This is a genomic window from Sphingomonas sp. S6 (assembly GCF_043498045.1).
Classification (GTDB): Bacteria; Pseudomonadota; Alphaproteobacteria; order Sphingomonadales; family Sphingomonadaceae; genus Sphingomonas.
In genome coordinates this window covers 331,480-348,693 of record NZ_JBIEOE010000002.1, presented here as the reverse complement: position 1 = coordinate 348,693, position 17,214 = coordinate 331,480, and the positions used below count along the sequence as shown (strand labels likewise).

Annotated in this window: 11 protein-coding genes; 4 read left to right on the top strand and 7 right to left on the bottom strand. The window is 66.7% G+C overall.

The features are described 5' to 3' along the window. Window positions 1-20: 20 nt before the first annotated feature. Window positions 21-362, top strand: coding sequence for a PilZ domain-containing protein (locus ACGVWT_RS04580; protein WP_315461509.1), 342 nt, complete (start codon window positions 21-23; stop codon window positions 360-362). Window positions 363-453: 91 nt separating this feature from the next. Here the strand turns inward: ACGVWT_RS04580 and metK are convergent, their stop codons facing one another. Further along, window positions 454-1,671 carry a methionine adenosyltransferase gene (metK, locus tag ACGVWT_RS04575; protein ID WP_116461875.1) on the bottom strand — a complete coding sequence of 406 codons (1,218 nt, stop codon included), beginning with the start codon at window positions 1,669-1,671 and terminating at the stop codon, window positions 454-456. Window positions 1,672-1,713: 42 nt separating this feature from the next. After that, the gene (gene lnt, locus ACGVWT_RS04570) at window positions 1,714-3,255 is read right to left on the bottom strand and encodes an apolipoprotein N-acyltransferase (RefSeq protein WP_315461510.1); all 1,542 of its coding nucleotides are present in this window, start codon (window positions 3,253-3,255) and stop codon (window positions 1,714-1,716) included. A gap of 451 nt (window positions 3,256-3,706) precedes the next feature. Between lnt and ACGVWT_RS04565 the strand changes: the two genes are divergently transcribed. Then, window positions 3,707-6,451, top strand: coding sequence for a [protein-PII] uridylyltransferase (locus ACGVWT_RS04565; RefSeq protein ID WP_315461511.1), 2,745 nt, complete (start codon window positions 3,707-3,709; stop codon window positions 6,449-6,451). 130 nt (window positions 6,452-6,581) lie between these two features. Here ACGVWT_RS04565 and ACGVWT_RS04560 read toward each other — a convergent pair whose 3' ends face one another. From ACGVWT_RS04560 to ACGVWT_RS04540, 5 genes are all read right to left on the bottom strand, one after another. Then, a complete protein-coding gene (locus ACGVWT_RS04560) occupies window positions 6,582-8,345 on the bottom strand; it encodes a sodium:proton antiporter (protein WP_315461512.1) in 1,764 nt (587 codons plus the stop codon). Window positions 8,346-8,527: 182 nt separating this feature from the next. Next, on the bottom strand, window positions 8,528-11,362 hold the full coding sequence (locus ACGVWT_RS04555; protein WP_116461715.1) for a TonB-dependent receptor: 2,835 nt from the start codon (window positions 11,360-11,362) through the stop codon (window positions 8,528-8,530). Between the two features lie 218 nt (window positions 11,363-11,580). Beyond that, window positions 11,581-12,114: a translation initiation factor IF-3 gene (gene infC, locus ACGVWT_RS04550; RefSeq protein WP_017979637.1), complete on the bottom strand. Its 534-nt coding sequence runs from the start codon at window positions 12,112-12,114 to the stop codon at window positions 11,581-11,583. Window positions 12,115-12,200: 86 nt separating this feature from the next. Next, window positions 12,201-14,198, bottom strand: coding sequence for a threonine--tRNA ligase (gene thrS / locus ACGVWT_RS04545; protein ID WP_315461513.1), 1,998 nt, complete (start codon window positions 14,196-14,198; stop codon window positions 12,201-12,203). 392 nt (window positions 14,199-14,590) lie between these two features. Continuing rightward, complete coding sequence (locus ACGVWT_RS04540; protein WP_315461514.1) at window positions 14,591-15,406, bottom strand: LD-carboxypeptidase; 816 nt, start codon at window positions 15,404-15,406, stop codon at window positions 14,591-14,593. A 63-nt stretch (window positions 15,407-15,469) separates the two neighbouring features. Between ACGVWT_RS04540 and ACGVWT_RS04535 the strand changes: the two genes are divergently transcribed. Both ACGVWT_RS04535 and ACGVWT_RS04530 read left to right on the top strand, forming a co-directional pair. Further along, on the top strand, window positions 15,470-16,927 hold the full coding sequence (locus ACGVWT_RS04535) for a glutamate ligase domain-containing protein (RefSeq protein ID WP_315461515.1): 1,458 nt from the start codon (window positions 15,470-15,472) through the stop codon (window positions 16,925-16,927). A 25-nt stretch (window positions 16,928-16,952) separates the two neighbouring features. Continuing rightward, entirely contained in the window at window positions 16,953-17,189 is a 237-nt protein-coding gene (locus ACGVWT_RS04530) for a DUF6356 family protein (RefSeq protein ID WP_116461710.1), read from the top strand. The last annotated feature ends 25 nt before the right edge of the window (window positions 17,190-17,214 follow it).

The following is a 17,214-nucleotide window of genomic DNA, read 5'->3' as shown; positions in this document are numbered from 1 at the left end:
CACATCGATCCGCACACGCCATGGAAACGCTACCAGAACCCACGCGCGAAAAGCGCAACAGCGTCATCGTCCGCGCCATCGTGATGACCGCCGATGGTCGATCGCGCGAACGCCGCGTCCGCAACCTGTCGCGGCATGGCGCCTGCATCGAACACGATAACGACCTCAGCACCGGTGCGACGGTGATGCTGCACATGGGCTCGATGCCCGATCTGGTAGCGACGGTGCGGTGGGTCAGCGACCGACTTGCCGGGCTCAGCTTCAATGAGTTGATTGACCTCGACGAGGCACGCAAGCCACGCGGGGTCGGCGTCACGCCCCGTGCCGGCTGGATCGCTGACCTCAACAATCCCTATCGCTGACGCAAGGGCGTCTCGAGGCCCAAACCGAAACGCCCTCCCCCATCGCGAGATAGGGAAGGGCGCTATCATGCAACCGTAGGGTGCGTGATCGTCAGGCGACGGCGGCCTTCAGCGCGTCGACCAGGTCGGTCTTTTCCCAGGTGAACAGATCGCCTTCCGGCTCGCGGCCGAAGTGACCGTAAGCGGCCGACTTGACGTAGATCGGCGCGTTCAGCTTCAGGTGCTGGCGGATGCCCTTGGGCGTCAGGCGCACGAGCTGCGGCAGCACCGCCTCCAGCTTGTCCTCGGCGACCGTGCCGGTGCCGTGGGTGTCGACATAGACCGACAGCGGCTCGGCGATGCCGATCGCGTACGACAGCTGGATCGTGCAGCGCTTGGCGAGGCCCGCCGCGACGACGTTCTTGGCAAGGTAGCGCGCGACATAGGCGGCCGAGCGGTCGACCTTGGTCGGATCCTTGCCGCTGAACGCACCGCCGCCGTGCGGCGCGGCACCGCCGTAGGTGTCGACGATGATCTTGCGACCGGTCAGGCCTGCGTCACCATCCGGACCGCCGATTTCGAACGCGCCGGTCGGGTTGATGTAGACCTTGGTCTCGTCGGTGACGAAACCGTCCGGCAGCACGCTGGTCAGCACGCCGGTGACATAGGCGCGCAGTTCCTCATACTTCGCCGGATCGGCGTTCTGACCCTGCAGGCAATAGCCCGCCTTGTGCTGCGTCGAGACGACGAGCGCGGTCGCGCGGACCGGCACGCCGTTTTCATACTGCAGCGTGACCTGGCTCTTCGCGTCCGGCTCCAGGAACGGCGCCGTGCCCGAATGGCGGTCGGCCGCCATCGTTTCGAGGATCTTGTGGCTGTAATAGAGCGTCGCCGGCATCAGGCCCGGCGTCTCGTCGGTCGCATAACCGAACATGATGCCCTGGTCGCCCGCGCCCTCGTCCTTGTTCGAGCCTTCGTCGACGCCCATCGCGATTTCCGCAGACTGGCCGTGCAGGTTGTTTTCGAACGTGAACTCGTTCCAGTGAAAGCCCGACTGTTCGTAGCCGATGCGCTTCACCGTCGCGCGAACCGCCGCCTCGATCTCGGCGAGCGCGCCATCGGCCCAGGCGCCGTTTTCGTACACGCCCTTGCAGCGGATTTCGCCGGCCAGCACGACGAGATTGGTCGTGGTCAGCGTTTCGCAGGCGATGCGCGCTTCCGGGTCCTTCGACAGAAACAGATCGACGATCGTGTCGCTGATCTGGTCCGCGACCTTGTCCGGATGACCTTCCGAAACCGATTCCGACGTGAAGATGTAATTGCCGCGCATCATTGCCTCATAACGATATAAAGATACCTTTATATGTCGCTCTTACCGCGCTCGACGGCGGTTGGCAATTGCCGCCACTAGGAAGGCGAGTGCGACGATCAGTGCCGCCCAGTTGCCCAGCCGGCTGAACAGCGTGGGCGGCAGCGCGGGCGGCATCCGCACCTCCATCACCCCTGCCCGCTCATGCGGGATCGTCGCGACGAGCCGGCCATCGGCGGCGATCACCGCGCTGATTCCGGTGGGCGTCGCGCGGACGATCGGCAGCCCCTCTTCGATCGCGCGCATTCGAGTCTGCGCCAAGAACTGCGGCGATCCCCAGCTGCCGAACCATGCATCGTTCGACGGATTGAAAATCATCCGCGGGCGGTGGCCCGGATCGATCAGCTCGCCCGAGAAAATCGTTTCATAACAGACCTGTACGCCGATCGCGCCGAAGCCGGGGAGGCTCAGCGTGCGCGGGCCGGGCCCCGGCGTGAAGTCCATATCGCCGGGCACGAGGCGGGCGAGGCCGAGTGGGCGCAGCAGCCACGGCATCGGCAGATATTCGCCGTAGGGGACGAGATGCGCCTTGTCGTACCGGCCAACGATACGGCCGACGGAATCGATCGCGAGCACGGAGTTCGCGGCGCCGGACACCTCGCCGCGCGCATCGAAGGACAAGGTGTCGGCGCTGGTCATCAGGATGTCGCCCGGTCGCAGCGCGGCGGCGATCCGGCGGCGCGTCCACGACGACGGCCGATCGCCATAGATCCAATAGGGATAGCCGCTTTCCAGCAGGTCGCGCAGCAGACCTTCGGGCCACAGCACCAGCCGGGGCGCACCCGCGGGATGACGCGTGCCGCGCAGCAACGTCGCCAGCGCATATTCGCCCGCATTTTCGCCGCGCACGTCGTTGCCGATGTTGGGCTGGACGACGCGCAGTACAGGCGCATCCGCCGCCGCGGACGAGGCATGGGTCCAGAGCGCGGACAGCGCGGCGACGGCCAACGCTACCGCAAGGCCCGCCGCGAGCCGCCAGTGCTGCCGCACCGCCATCAGCAGCGCTACGGCGAACAGGACGGTCACGCCCGACAGCGCGTAGGTGCCGATCCATGCCGACAACCGTGCGATGCCGATCACGGGCAGCCAGATCACACCGATCGGGTCCCAGGCGTAACCGGTGAACAGCGTGGCGCGCAGATATTCGCTGCCGATCCACGCGGCGGCGAAGACCAACGCGAAGGCCGCGTCCACGCCGTCACGACCCCGGAACCGCCAGCCGACCAGCGACGCCAGCATCGGGAACACCGCCAGATACAGCGCCAGGCCGACCGCCGCGAAATAGCCGAGCACCGGCGGCATCTTGTCTTGGAAGTCGAAGGCGTGCTGAAACCAATTGTTATTGATCGTGAAATGCCCGACGCCCCAGCACCAGCCGATCCACGCAGCGCGGCGGCCGGTGGGCGCGGCCCGCACCAGCGCGGCGAGGCCGGCGAGGCCGAGGAGCGTCAGCGGCCACAATTGCAACGGCGCGAAGCCGGTGGCGGCCACGACGCCGAGCAGGAGAGCGAGGAGAGCGGGACGGCGGGACACGGCGGCGATCATACGCGGCGCTGTACTGTGAGCGCCGCCCTCGCCGCTAGCCCCTCGTCACCCCGGACTTGGTCCGGAGTCCACCGGGCCGCAAGGGCAACCCAAGAGCCTCTTGCCTTTCCCCACGCCGCAGAGTGGACCCCGGACCACGTCCGGGGTGACGGGGGAGTCGTGGACATGTCGCGCGCCCATCGGCCGCCCATTCGGGGCTCGTACGAAGCGGCGCCCGCTGCGGAAGTGGACGAAGTGGACGGCACGTTATCGTCGGAATGCCCTCCCGTCCGTCGGCACGCGCAAATGCCGGCTTCACGGTATCAAAGAGCGATGGGAGGGTAGGCATAATCGGGTCGTGTAGGACAGCCAAAAATGCGGATATCGCCGACGCGAGGCGCCCGAGCCTGGCGACCGCGCCCACCCCGCCATGCCCATGTCGCGTTAACCCTGTCTGGGGTATGACGCCGCCATGCAGGGCCGTTTCGATCACATTCCCAATCGTCGCGCGATCATCGATCGGCGTGCACTTGCCGAGCGGATCGCGGCGATCGATGCCGCCGATGCGCCGTTGCGCGCGCAGGCGACGCAGCTGCTGAAGGCCGCGCTGGCCGACGGTCGCACCGAAATCCAGCGGCGGCTCGCCACCCATCCCTCGCGCGGGCTCGAGGCGTCGAACGCGCAGGCGTATCTGACCGACCAGCTGCTGCGCCTGCTCTACGATCTGGCGACGCAGCGCCTCCACCCGCTCGCCAATCCCACCGCGGGCGAGCGGATGACGCTGATCGCGGTCGGCGGCTATGGCCGCGCCGAGATGGCGCCCTATTCCGACGTCGACATCGGCTTCCTGACGCCGGGCAAGCAGACCCCATGGGCCGAGCAGGTCATCGAATCGATGCTGTACGCCTTGTGGGACCTGGGGCTGAAGATCGGCCATTCCAGCCGCTCGCTCGATGAGATGGTGCGCCAGGCGAAGGCCGACGTGACGATCCGCACCGCCCTGCTCGAGGCGCGCTACGTCATCGGCGATCAGCCGCTCTATGACGAGGCGGCGCGGCGCTTCAAGGCGGAGGTGCAGCACGGCACAGAGCGTGAATTCATCGCCGACAAGCTTGCCGAACGCGACGCGCGCCATCGCAAGATGGGCGACACGCGCTATGTCGTCGAACCCAACGTCAAGGAGGGCAAGGGCGGCCTGCGCGATCTGCACGCACTGTTCTGGATCGGCAAATACATCTACGACGTGCAGCGGGGCGCGGACCTCGTCGGCGTCGGCCTGCTGACTCCGGAGGAGTATAAGCTCTTCCACCGCGCCGACAATTTCCTGCAAGCCGTGCGCTGCCACCTGCACAGCATCACCCGCCGCGCGGAGGATCGCCTGACCTTCGACGTCCAGCGCGAAGTGGCGGCGCGGATGCGCTTTTCCGACCGGCCGGGCAAACCCGCGGTCGAGCGGTTCATGCAATATTACTTCCTGCAGGCGCGCACCGTCGGCGACTTGACCGGCGTATTCCTCGCCCACCTCGACGAGCGGTTCGCGGCGCGCGGGCGGCGGTTCGGCCTGCCGACGATCCGGCGCCGGCCGGGCAAGCTGCACGGCTTCGTCCTCGACCGCGGACGCCTCGCACTGCCCCGCGACGACTTCTTCGCGGAAGACCCAGTGCGGCTGATCGAGATCTTCCAGCTCGCCGACCTGCACGGCGTCGAGATCCACCCGCTCGCGATGCGGGCCGCCAAGCGCGATGCCAAGCTGATCGACGGGCACCGCCGCGATGCGCGCGCCAATGCCTTCTTCCTCGACGTGCTGACGTCGCCGCGCGATCCCGAACTGGTGCTGCGCTGGATGAACGAGGCGGGCGTCTTCGGCCGCTTCGTGCCCGATTTCGGCCGCGTCGTCGCGCAGATGCAGTTCGATATGTACCACCATTATACGGTGGACGAGCATACGATCCGCGCGATCGGCCTGCTGAGCCGGATCGACAAGGGCGAGCTAAAGGAGGACCATCCGCTGTCCTCCGCGATCATCAAGCACATCATCTCGCGCCGCGTCCTCTATGTCGCGGTGCTGCTGCACGACATCGCCAAGGGGCGTGGCGGCGACCATTCGATCCTGGGCGCGGAGGTGGCCGAGCGGCTGTGCCCGCGCTTTGGCCTGTCGCCCGCCGAGACGGAGACGGTGGCGTGGCTGGTGCGCTGGCACCTGCTGATGTCGGCGACCGCGTTCAAGCGCGACCTTAGCGATTTCAAGACGATCCTCGATTTCTGCGAGGTGGTGCAAAGCCCCGAACGCCTGCGCCTGCTGCTGGTCCTCACCATCGTCGACATCCGCGCGGTGGGGCCGGGTACCTGGAATGGCTGGAAGCGCCAGCTGCTCGCCGACCTGTTCGAGGCGGCCGAAGAGGTGCTGCGCCTGGGCCACAAGCAGCGCGGCCGCGCCGAGCGGATCGCGACGCGGCAGGAGACGCTGCAGGCGACGCTGGGGTGGGACAATGCACGCTTCGCCGCCTTCGTCCGTCGCTTTCCCGAAGCCTATTGGATCGCCGAGCCGGACGACGTGCTGGCCCATAACGCGCGGTTCATCGATGCCGCCGGGGACGCACAGCTTTCCATCGATGCGCAGGTCTATGCGACGCGCGGCGCGACATTGGTGACGATCTATGCCGCCGACCATCCGGGGCTGTTCTATCGCATCGCCGGCGCGATCCATGTCGCCGGCGGCAACATTATCGACGCGCGCATCCATACGACGCGCGACGGCATGGCGATCGACAATTTCCTGGTGCAGGACCCGTTCGGTCGCCCGTTCGACGACGCCAGCCAGCTGACGCGGCTGACGATGGCGATCGAGGATGCGCTGGCCAATCGCGGCAAGCTCGCCGACCGGCTCGTCGCCAAGCCCGCGGCGCGGACGCGGGCGGATGCGTTCGAGATCGTACCCAACGTGCTGATCGACAATCATGCGTCGAACCGCTTCACCGTCATCGAGGTCAACGCCCGTGACCGGCCGGCGCTGCTCAATCAGCTGGCGCATGCGCTGTTCCAGTCGAAGGTGACGCTGCATTCGGCGCATGTCGCCACCTATGGCGAGCGGGCGGTCGACACCTTCTACGTCACCGACCTGACCGGCGACCGCATCACCCAGCCCGCGCGACTGAAGACGCTGGAACGCCGCCTGCGCACCGCCGCGGCGGGCGAGACGGAGGACGTCACGGCCTAGGGCCATCTCATCGTCACCCCGGACTTGATCCGGGGTCCCGCTGTTATCCCGCGGCAGAAGAAGCGGGACCCCGGATAAAGTCCGGGATGACGATAGATTGTGCGGACTTGCCCGGTGACGAGGGGTTCGATCACACCGGTTCGGGCGGGGCGAAGGTGAGCATCGTGTCGCCCGGCTCGACTACCGGCCGCTGCGTCGTCGAGAAGAGCAGCAGGCGGCGATCGGGCTTCATCACCGCGACCGGCTCCGCCTCGGGGGCCAGGCGTGCGCGATAGGCCTCATAGGGGAAGACGCTGGTGATCCGCGTCCGGCCGAACGCCCAGCCGGCGGCGACGCGGACCTGCAATTCGTCTACCGTCTCGCCGCCTTCCAGCAACATGCGCGCGCGGCGGCGGCTCAGGCGCGTTTCGTCGACGCCGGTCTGAGTCAGCTTGTCCTGCCCGACCTCGGGGCCGAGGTCTGCGCAAACGAGGCTGTTGTAGGAATCGTTGTCGGTTGCGGCGATGACGTGCTGGAACTGCTGCATGTCGAGCGTGTCCTGCGTCACCTCGTCCAAGATGTCGCCCTGATGGACGTCGAGCGACTGTTTGCGCGCGGCGCGAAGCGCGAACTTAGCGGTGTCGGCGATCATCACCGTCAGCCCCATCTTCTGCAACGCGCCGCCCAGCGCGGTGGTGAAGGCATTGGCGCCGACCAGCAGCACGCCCTCGCCCTTCCCCTTGTCGATCCCCAGCCGCCGCGCGACCCAGCCCGCCGAAAAGCCGTGCGCGAAGATCGTCGCGACGACGACGCCGAACACCAGGGGTACCAGTGCGTCGGCATCCTTCATGCCGAAATCCTCCAGCCGCAGCGCGAACAGGCTGGTGACCGCGATCGCAACGACGCCGCGCGGCGCGATCCACGCGACGAACAGCCGCTCGCGCCAAGGCATGCGCGAAAAGGCGAGGCTGGCGAGCACGGTGACCGGCCGCACGACGAACAGCAGCAGGAACAGGAAGATCAGGAAACGGGCCTGAAAGCGCTCCACCACCTCCCATTGCAGCGTCGCGGACAGGATGACGAACACGCCCGAGATCAGCAAGACGGCGAGGTCTTCCTTGAAATGCTTGAGCGCGGCGGTCGACTGCGTCTGGCGATTGCCCATGACGACGCCCATCAGCGTGACGGTGATAAGGCCGGTCTCGTGCTTGATCAGGTCCGCCGCGACGAAACCGGCGATCACCGCGACGAGGACGCTCGGCGCCTTGAGATATTCGGGGATATAGGCGCGGCGGAACGCAGTCGTCAGGCCGAAGCCCAGGCCGACGCCGATCGCGCCCGCGATCAGCGTCGCCGCGGCGACGTCCAGCCCGATCGCGATCGCGCTGCGATCCGGACCGATATAGGTGATATAGGCATAGATCGCGACGGCGAGCAGCGCGCCGATCGGATCGTTGACGATGCCTTCCCACTTCAGCGTATCGCGGACCCGTGCGGGAACGCGCAGGGATCGCAGCATCGGCCCGATGACGGTAGGGCCGGTGACGACGAGGATGCCGCCGAACAGTGCCGATATGCCGAGCGGCAGCCCCGCGCCGAAGAACGCCGCGCCGGTGCCGAGCACCAGCCCGACCGGCACGCCGATGACGACCAGCCGCAGCACGGCAGGGCCGGCGTGGCGAAGGTCGCGGAAGTTGAGGCTGAGGCCGCCTTCGAACAGGATCACCGCCACCGCGAGCTTGATGATCGGCTGTTGCAGCGCGCCGAAATCGCGTTGCGGATCGATCAGGCCCGTCACCGGGCCCGCCAGCACGCCCGCGATCAGCATCAGCGCGATGGCGGGCTTACCCGTCCGCCACGCGATCCACTGCGCGCCGATACCGAGCAGGCCGATCAGCGCGAATTTGACCAGCATCGATTCAAAGATCAGCGATCGTCCCCTTCATCGCCCCAATCGGCGATAGCGGGTGCCGGTTCCCTGCCCCCCGTCAAAACGCTTGCGACGCACCGAGCCATCCGCCGGGTCAGCCGTGGCGCATAAAAAAGGGCCGGCCCGCATTGCTGCGGCCGGCCCAGGGGTCGTTGCCTGGCTTGGGATCAGAAGCGCGCGCGGATCGTCGCACCATATGTGCGCGGTTCGGCGAGATATTGCGAGAACAGCTGACGGCCGCCCGGATATTGCGGATCCTGGAACGCCGCGGTCGCAGCGCCTTCCTGGAACGGCGAGTTGAACGCGACCTGCGCGTAATTCACGTTGGTCAGGTTCTGCGCCCAGAATTCCAGGCTGAACTTTTCGTCCGGCGTACGTAGGCCGATGCGGGCGTTCACGATCGCATAGCCGTCCTGCACCTTCTGCGGGAACAGATCGGACCCGGTATTATAGTCGCTGGTCATGCGCGTATCGACGTAGAACAGCGCCGAATAGCCATTGCCGAGCTGCGGGGTCCAGGCCGCCGACGCGGTCGTGACCACGTCCGCCGAGTTGGACATGCGGTTGCCCGGCAGCTTGCGCAGCGCCTGGTCGAGCGGTGCGCCGGCATCGGTGCCGACCAGCTGGTCACGATAGCTGGTGTCGGTCAGCGTCAGGCCCAAGGTCACGCGGAAGTCGCGCGCCGGGACCAGCGAGGCCTCCAGCTCGACGCCCTTCGACCGAACGCCCCAGCCCACGTCGCCCGACGGGCAGGCGCCGGTGGTCGTCGCCGCGGCATTGTAATTGCCGGCCGCGGCGAACTTGCTCTGGTCGCGATCGCCGCCGTTGAGGTTCGACGAGCAGCCGTTGATGTTCTGGACGAGAAAGACGGTGCCGTTGAACGTGTTGAGCTGGAAGTTCTTGAAGTCCTGCAGGAACGCCGCCGCCGTCAGCGTGAACGGCCCGGTCGCGTATTTCGCGCCGACTTCGTAGGCGTTCACCGTCTCCGGCGCGAACTGCAGCGAGTTCGCCAGCGCCTGCGCCCCGCCCGATGCGGAGAAGGGCAGGATCGGCGACTTCAGCGCGGACCGGTCGAGGTTGAAGCCACCCGCCTTATAGCCGCGCGAATAGCTGCCGTAGACGAGCAGATCGTCGATCGGCTTCCACGACAGGATCGCGGTGCCAGTGAACTGATCTTCCTTGCGGACGCTGTTGATCGACACGCCGTTCAGCTCGGCGGTCGAATTGCCCTGGCACGACAGGCCGATGATGCCGCCCGCGGTGGCGGCCAGGCCGGCGTTCGACAGGAACGGCAGCAACGCGCGCTGGTTGGCGACGCAGCCGACGTTGTCGTTGGTGAAGCTGGCGTCGAAGCGCTTGCGTTCGTTGGTGTAGCGCAGGCCCAGCGTCAGATCGACGGTGCTGGTGACGTGGAAGATGTTGTGCGTGAACAGCGCCCAGTTGCGGCTGTTCTGGTTGTAGACGTCGCGCGATGCGCCCTTGTCGTTGATCGCATCCAGCGTATCGATCGCGCCGACGATGGTCGGACCCGCCGCGCCGAAGGGCGAGGCGACGCCCGGCACCACGCCGCTGAGCACCGCACGACCCGTCGCGCTCAAGCAACCCGCATTGCCCGGCGCATAGAATTGCGCGAGCGCGCTGCCCGACACCAGGCGGCAGGTCGCGAACCGACCATACTGGCTGCCGAAGCGCAGGTTATCGAGAACGCGCAGGTCTTCGTTGGCGAAGAAGCCGCCGACCAGCCAGTCGAGCTTGTCGTTGAACAGCGAGCCGTTCAGGCGGATTTCCTGCGTGAAGGTGCGGAAGCGGCGCGCCGAATTGCCGTTGGCGGCGCGATACAGGATGTCGACGCGGCTATAGTCGGTGTCCGATCCCTGGCTCGCATCATAGTCGCGATAGGCGGTGATCGACGTCAGCTTGGTGCCGCCAATATTCCAGTCGAGCTGGCCGGACACGCCCCAATCCTTGGTGATGCCGGCAAAGCTGCGGCCGGGGCTGACCGACACGTCGCGGCTGTAGCCGGCGGCGTTGACATAGTTCAGCGGCTGGCCGAGGTCGCGGATGACGTTGACGATGTTGTTGCCGTTGCTGCCCGCGGCGAGGCCCGCGTTCACCGAGGCGACCGGATCGTTGAGATTGCCGACGGCTTCGTTGACCGAGCGATCGACATAGGTCGCCGCGCAGCACTTTTCGTCGCGATGCGTATAGTCGCCGATCAGGCGGAACTTCACGTCGCTGCTCGGTTCGAACAGCAGCTGGCCGCGGACGAAATAGCGATTGCGATCATTGACGTCGGTGTTGTTGGTGTAATCGCGATAGAAGCCGTCGCGCTTGACGTAGACGCCGTCGACCCGGGCCGCGATCGTCTCGCTTAGGGGCAGGTTGAGGTTCCCGGCGAAGCGGTAGAAATTGTAGTTGCCGTAGGTCGCTTCCGCGCCGCCGCTGAAGCCCGAGAAGGACGGCGCCTTGCTGACGATGCTGATCAGGCCTGCGGACGAGTTGCGCCCACCGAGCGTGCCCTGCGGGCCGCGCAGCACCTCGACCCGGTCGATCTCGCCGAGTTCGGTAAGGCCGATGCCGGAGCGCGAACGGTAGACGCCGTCGATGAACACCGCGACCGAGCTTTCGAGGCCGGGGTTGTCGCCGACCGTACCGATACCACGAATACGCGCCGAGCCATTGGCTTCCGAGCCGGTCGACGACACCAGCAGCGACGGCGCGAGCTGGTTGAGCTGACGGATGTCGCTGGCGCCCGAATTCTGCAGCGTTTCGGCGGAGACGGCCGAGATCGCGACCGGCACGTCGGCCAGCGCCTGGGCACGGCCCTGCGCGGTGACGACGATGTCCGCCCCCATCTGGTCGTCCTGCGTCACCGAACCGGCGGCGGTGGGCGTCGTCGTCTGCGTCGCCGCACTCGAGGGTTCGGGGCTGTTGTTCTGGGCCATCGCGGGCGTAGCGATGGCGATCGTCGCTGCCGACAGCAGGTACGCGGTAAGGCGCATGGGCTTCCTCTCCAGATCGATTTCGATTGTTTTCGAATATCGGGTTTTCTTTTGAGGCTAGGGTCGCACAGGCGTGAGCGTCCACCATTTTCATAGTGGCGTCATGCTTTTCGAATAAAGTGTCTCCCATGCGCAACACCGGGCCCGTTGCCGGACCCGGTGTTCAAAAAAGGCATATTTCAGATGACGCTACGGAAAGCGCCGATCCGGCCGGATGCTTACTTTGGCGCGAGCACCATGAGCATCTGACGGCCTTCCATACGCGGATAGGCTTCGACCTTGGCGATTTCCTGCACCTGTTCCGCGACGCGCTGCAGCACGTTCATGCCGAGCTGGCCGTGGCTGAGCTCGCGACCGCGGAAGCGCATGGTGACCTTCACCTTGTCGCCATCCTCGATGAACTCCGCGACCTTCTTCATCTTGGTGTCGTAATCGTGGTCGTCGATGTTCGGACGCATCTTGATCTCCTTGATCTCCTGCGTCTTCTGCGACTTGCGGGCGAGGTTCGCCTTCTTCTGCGCCTCGTACTTGAACTTGCCGACGTCGAGGAACTTGGCGACGGGCGGATCGGCGTTCGGCGACACCTCGACCAGATCCAGGCCGACTTCCTGCGCCTGCGCCATCGCCTCGCGCGTGTACATCACGCCAAGATTCTCACCCTCATGGTCGATGACGCGGACCTTGGGGCTCTGGATCCATTCGTTGAAACGAGGACCGTTCATCGGCGGCGCCTGGTTCGGCCGGCGCATCATGGGAGGACGTATGGGTATTGCTCCTGTGGTGGTTTGCGAACGTATATAAGGGATCGGCGCGCCTTTTGAAAGACGCGCCGTCTCCTTCAGCCGCGCAGGTCGGGCGGAGTTGCCTCTTCGCGGAGCATAGCCAGCGCTTCGTCGACGGTCACGATCTGCTGGGCCTGGCTGCCGAGGCGGCGGATGGCGACCTTGCCTTCCTCGGCTTCGCGCTTGCCGACGACGAGCAGGACCGGGACCTTGGCGACCGAATGTTCGCGGACCTTGTAGTTGATCTTCTCGTTGCGCAGGTCGGTTTCGACGCGGAGGCCCGCCTTGCGCAGGGTCGCCGCCACCTCTTCGGCAAAGCCGTCCGCGTCGGAAACGATCGTCGCGACGACCGCCTGCACCGGCGACAGCCACAGCGGGAAGCGGCCGGCGTGGTGTTCGATCAGGATGCCGATGAAGCGTTCGAACGTGCCGAGGATCGCGCGGTGGAGCATGATCGGGCGGTGGCGGTTGCCGTCCTCGCCGACATAGCTCGCGTCGAGGCGGTCGGGCAGCACGCGGTCGGACTGGATGGTGCCGACCTGCCACGTCCGGCCGATCGCGTCGGTCAGGTGGAATTCGAGCTTGGGGGCGTAGAAGGCGCCTTCGCCCGGCAGTTCCTCGAACTTCGCCTTGATGTCCTCCGGCAGGTTCGACGCCTGCACCGCGTCGCGCAGTTCCTGCTCCGCCTGGTCCCACATCTCATCCGAGCCGAACCGCTTTTCCGGGCGCAGCGCCAGCTTCACCGCATAATCGGTGAAGCCGAGGTCCTGATAGACCGAGTGGAGCAGCTCGCAGAATTTGCGCACCTCGTCGACGAGCTGGTCTTCGCGCACGAAGATATGCGCGTCGTCCTGCGTGAACTGGCGCACGCGCATGATGCCGTGGAGCGCGCCGTGCGGCTCGTTGCGGTGGCAGCAGCCGAATTCGGCCATGCGGATCGGCAGGTCGCGGTAGCTCTTGATCCCCTGTTTGAAGATCAGGACGTGCGCGGGGCAGTTCATCGGCTTCAGCGCCATCAGGTCGGCATTGCCCGACAGCACGGCCCCTTCATCCTCGGTGTTCGGAATCTCGTCCGGCACCACGAACATGTTCTCGCGATACTTGCCCCAGTGTCCCGACTGTTCCCACTGGCGCGCGTCCATCAGCTGCGGCGTCTTGACCTCGGCATAATCGGCGGCGTCGAGGCGGCGGCGCATATAGGCCTCCATCTGCCGCCACAGCACGAAACCCTTGGGGTGCCAGAAGACGGAGCCCTGCGCCTCCGACTGGAGGTGAAACAGGTCCATCTCCGCGCCGATCTTGCGATGGTCGCGCTTGGCGGCTTCCTCCAGCATGAAGAGGTGCTGGTCGAGCTGCTTCTTGTTGAGCCAGCCGGTGCCGTAGATGCGGCTGAGCATCGCGTTCTTCTGGTCGCCGCGCCAATAGGCGCCCGACACGCGCGTCAGCTTGAAGGCGTTGGGGTCGAGCTTGCCGGTCGAGACCATGTGCGGCCCGCGGCACATGTCGAGCCATTCGCCCTGACGGTAGATCGTCAGTTCCTCGCCCTCGGGCAGTTCGGCGGCCCATTCGGCCTTGAAGGTCTCGCCTTGGCGGGTCCAGGTGTCGATCAGCTGTTCGCGGCTCCACACTTCGCGCGTGAACGGTTCGTTCTTCGCGATGATGCGGCGCATCTCCGCCTCGATCGCGGGCAGGTCGTCTTCGGTGAAGGGGCGGTCCTTCGGCGCGAAGTCGTAGTAGAAGCCGTCCTCGGTCGCGGGGCCGAAGGTGATCTGCGTGCCGGGGAACAGGTGCTGCACCGCCTCCGCCATGACGTGCGCGAGGTCGTGACGGACGAGTTCGAGCGCGTCGGCTTCGTCCTTCGCGGTCACCAGCGCGAGTTGCGTATCGCCGTCGAAGGGGCGGTTGAGATCGCGCACCTGCCCGTCGATGCGCGCGGCGAGCGCCGCCTTGGCGAGGCCCGGACCGATGGCGGCGGCCACGTCCGCGGGGGTAGTCCCCGGCGCAACCTCGCGGACGGAACCGTCGGGCAGCGTGATACGGAACATGACAGACATGGGTTCAAGGCTTCCTTGGGTAACGACAGCGCGGCTTATGCACGCGGGGGTGTGACGGACGCAAGGCGAGTCGCGGGGGCGATTCGGGGGTGTGGCGGCCGTTCGGGGCGCTGGAAGTTGCCGAAGTGGACGGTACGTTATGGTCGAAAGGGCCACCCGTGCTGTCCCGACGCGGCGGTGCCGGCGTGATGGGCGAAGGCGCGACGTGGGCCATGGCGGGGAGCTTAGGCATAAACGGGGCGTGTAGGACAGCCCCTCTCCGTCACCCCGGACTTGGTCCGGGGTCCACTCTGCGGCGAGGGGAATGGCTCGAGCCTCTTGCCGCCCCCGCGCGGCTCGGTGGCCCCCGGACCAAGTCCGGGGTGACGGAGTGGAGGTGGCTACCGCCGCCCTCAAACGATCCCGAACGGGACCACGCGGTTGGTCTGGGTGTGGCCGACGTCGGCCCTCCCCAGATACGGTACGCCCAGGTCGCGGCACCAGCGGCGGACCATATATTCGATGTCCTCGTTCCACTGCGGCTCGTTCGGCGTCACCGCGGTGACGCTGCCGAGGCGGACGCCGGCGATGCCCTTCAACTGGGTCGCATGGCCCATGTGGAACAGCAGCCGGTCGATATTGTACATCGGTTCCGACACCTCCTCGATGATGAGGACATGGTCGGCGAGGTCGGGCAAATAGGGCGTGCCGATCAGGCTCCCAAGGATCGACAGGTTGAATGCCGCCGCCGGGCGGCCGTCGAGCCCCGGTTCCAGCCCCTGCCGGTCGCCGCGCGCCAACCAGCCCAGCGAACGGGCGATCGTCTGGTCGCCATGCGTGCGGCGGATGTCGCTCGCCATAGGACCATGGACCGGTCGGCCGATCCGCGCGGCGTAGAGCGCGCCGAGCAGGAAGCCCATGTCGGAATAGCCGAGATACGTCTTGTGCCGCGCCGCCGGCCCCAGCTGCGGCATGACGATCGGCAGAATGCGGTTCGAGCCATAGCCGCCACGCAGGAACCAGATCGCGTCGAAGCCGGGATCGTTGGCGAATTCGAGAAACGCGTCGGCACGCCGCTGGTCGCTGCCGGCGAAATGGCCGTCCACCTCCCAACATTGCGGATGGACGATCAGGTCGACCTCGGGATAGGCCAAGGCGGTGAAGGCGATGAACGGTGCCTCGGCATCCTTGTTGCCGATGCTGGCCGGCGCCACCACTCCAATCCGCATGCGTGTGCCCCTGCTGGCCGACAGAGCCTTGTGCCTGCCGATGCCCGGCGATAGCGCGGGGCGATGGCGAACGGCAACATTTCCGAGACGGTACAGGGTCAACGCTTCTTTCTGGTCGGCATCGGCGGATCGGGGATGATGCCGCTGGCGACGATCCTGGCCGGTCGCGGCGCAATCGTCGAAGGATCGGACCGCGGGCTGGACCAGGGCCGCGTGCCCGCCAAGTTCGACAGCCTGATCGCGCGCGGCATCCGCCTGCACCCGCAGGACGGCAGCGGCATCGTGTCGGCGGAGCAGACCGTCGTCGCCTCTGCTGCCGTCGAGGACACGGTGGCGGATATCGTCGCCGCGACGCGGCTGGGCTGCGCCCGGATGAGCCGTGCCGAGCTGCTGAGCGCCCTGTTCAACGCGAGCGAGCTGCCAATCGGCATCGCGGGGACGAGCGGCAAGTCGACCGTGACGGGCATGATCGGCTGGATCCTGCACGCGGCGGGGCGCGACCCCACGGTGATGAACGGCGCGGTGATGAAGAATTTCGCGGCACCGGATGCGCCGTTCGCGAGCGCGCTGGTGGGGGCCAATAGAAAGGAAGGGGGCGATGCCTTCGTCAGCGAGGTAGACGAGAGCGACGGGTCGATCGCGCGCTACGTGCCGCGGATTGCGGTGCTGAACAACGTCAGCCTGGATCACAAGGGGCTGGACGAGCTGCGGCGGCTGTTCGCCGACTTTGCGGGCAAGGCCGAGGTGGTCGTCGCCAATGTAGGGGATGCGGAGACGGCGGCGTTGGTCGCCGGGATGGCGAATGTGGTGACCGTCGCGGTGGAGGCGGAGGCGGATCTGCGCGCCGAGAACCTCGTGCCGGAGCCGTTTGCGATCGCGTTTGAGCTGGTAGCGCGCCTGCCCTCACCCTTCGGCGCGGGCGAGGTGCGGCTGCGTGTCCGACTTGCCGTGCCGGGCCGGCACAATGTCGCCAATGCGCTCGCGGCGATTGCCGCCGTCGTTGCGGCCGGCATTCCGCTGGAACAGGCGGCGGAGGCGATCGGCGGCTTTACCGGGCTGAGGCGCCGGTTCGACTTCGTCGGCGACGCGGGCGGGGTCGCGGTGATCGACGATTTCGGGCACAACCCCGACAAGATCGCCGCGACGCTCGACACGCTGCACGCCTTTCCCGGGCGCTTGCGCATCCTGTTCCAGCCGCATGGCTATGGCCCGCTGAAGGTGATGCGGCGCGAGCTGGTCGAGAGCCTGACGCAGCGGCTGCGCCCCGACGACGTCCTCGTCCTGCCCGATCCGGTCTATCACGGCGGCACCGTGACCCGCGAGGTGACGAGCGCCGACATCGTCGCGGACCTGACCGCCGCCGGCCGCGACGCGCGCCATGTCGCAGACCGGGCGGAGGCCGCCGCGCTGCTCGTTGCCGAGGCGCGGCCGGGCGACCGAATCGTCGTGATGGGCGCGAGAGACGACACGCTGAGCCTGCTCGCCGCCGAGATGCTGGAAAGCCTGCGCGCGAAGGGGTAGCCTGCTGCGGGTCAGGAGGTGATCCATGAACCCGTTTACCGCGCACCCCGCCTCGGTCGGCGAAAGCTATACGCAGCATCTGGGCGTCGCGACCCGGTTCGGCCTGCGCATGATCGCCGGCGGGCTCGGCGCGCTGGCGCATGGCGTCTTCCCGTTCCTGTTCACCACCACCGGCAGTCGCACGATCAGCGCACTCCACGCCGAAATCGTCGCCAAGCGCGCCGACGAGGCCCAGCGCCGATCGGTGGAATTCGTCATCTGATGTAAAGTTCACTTGACGTAAAGCG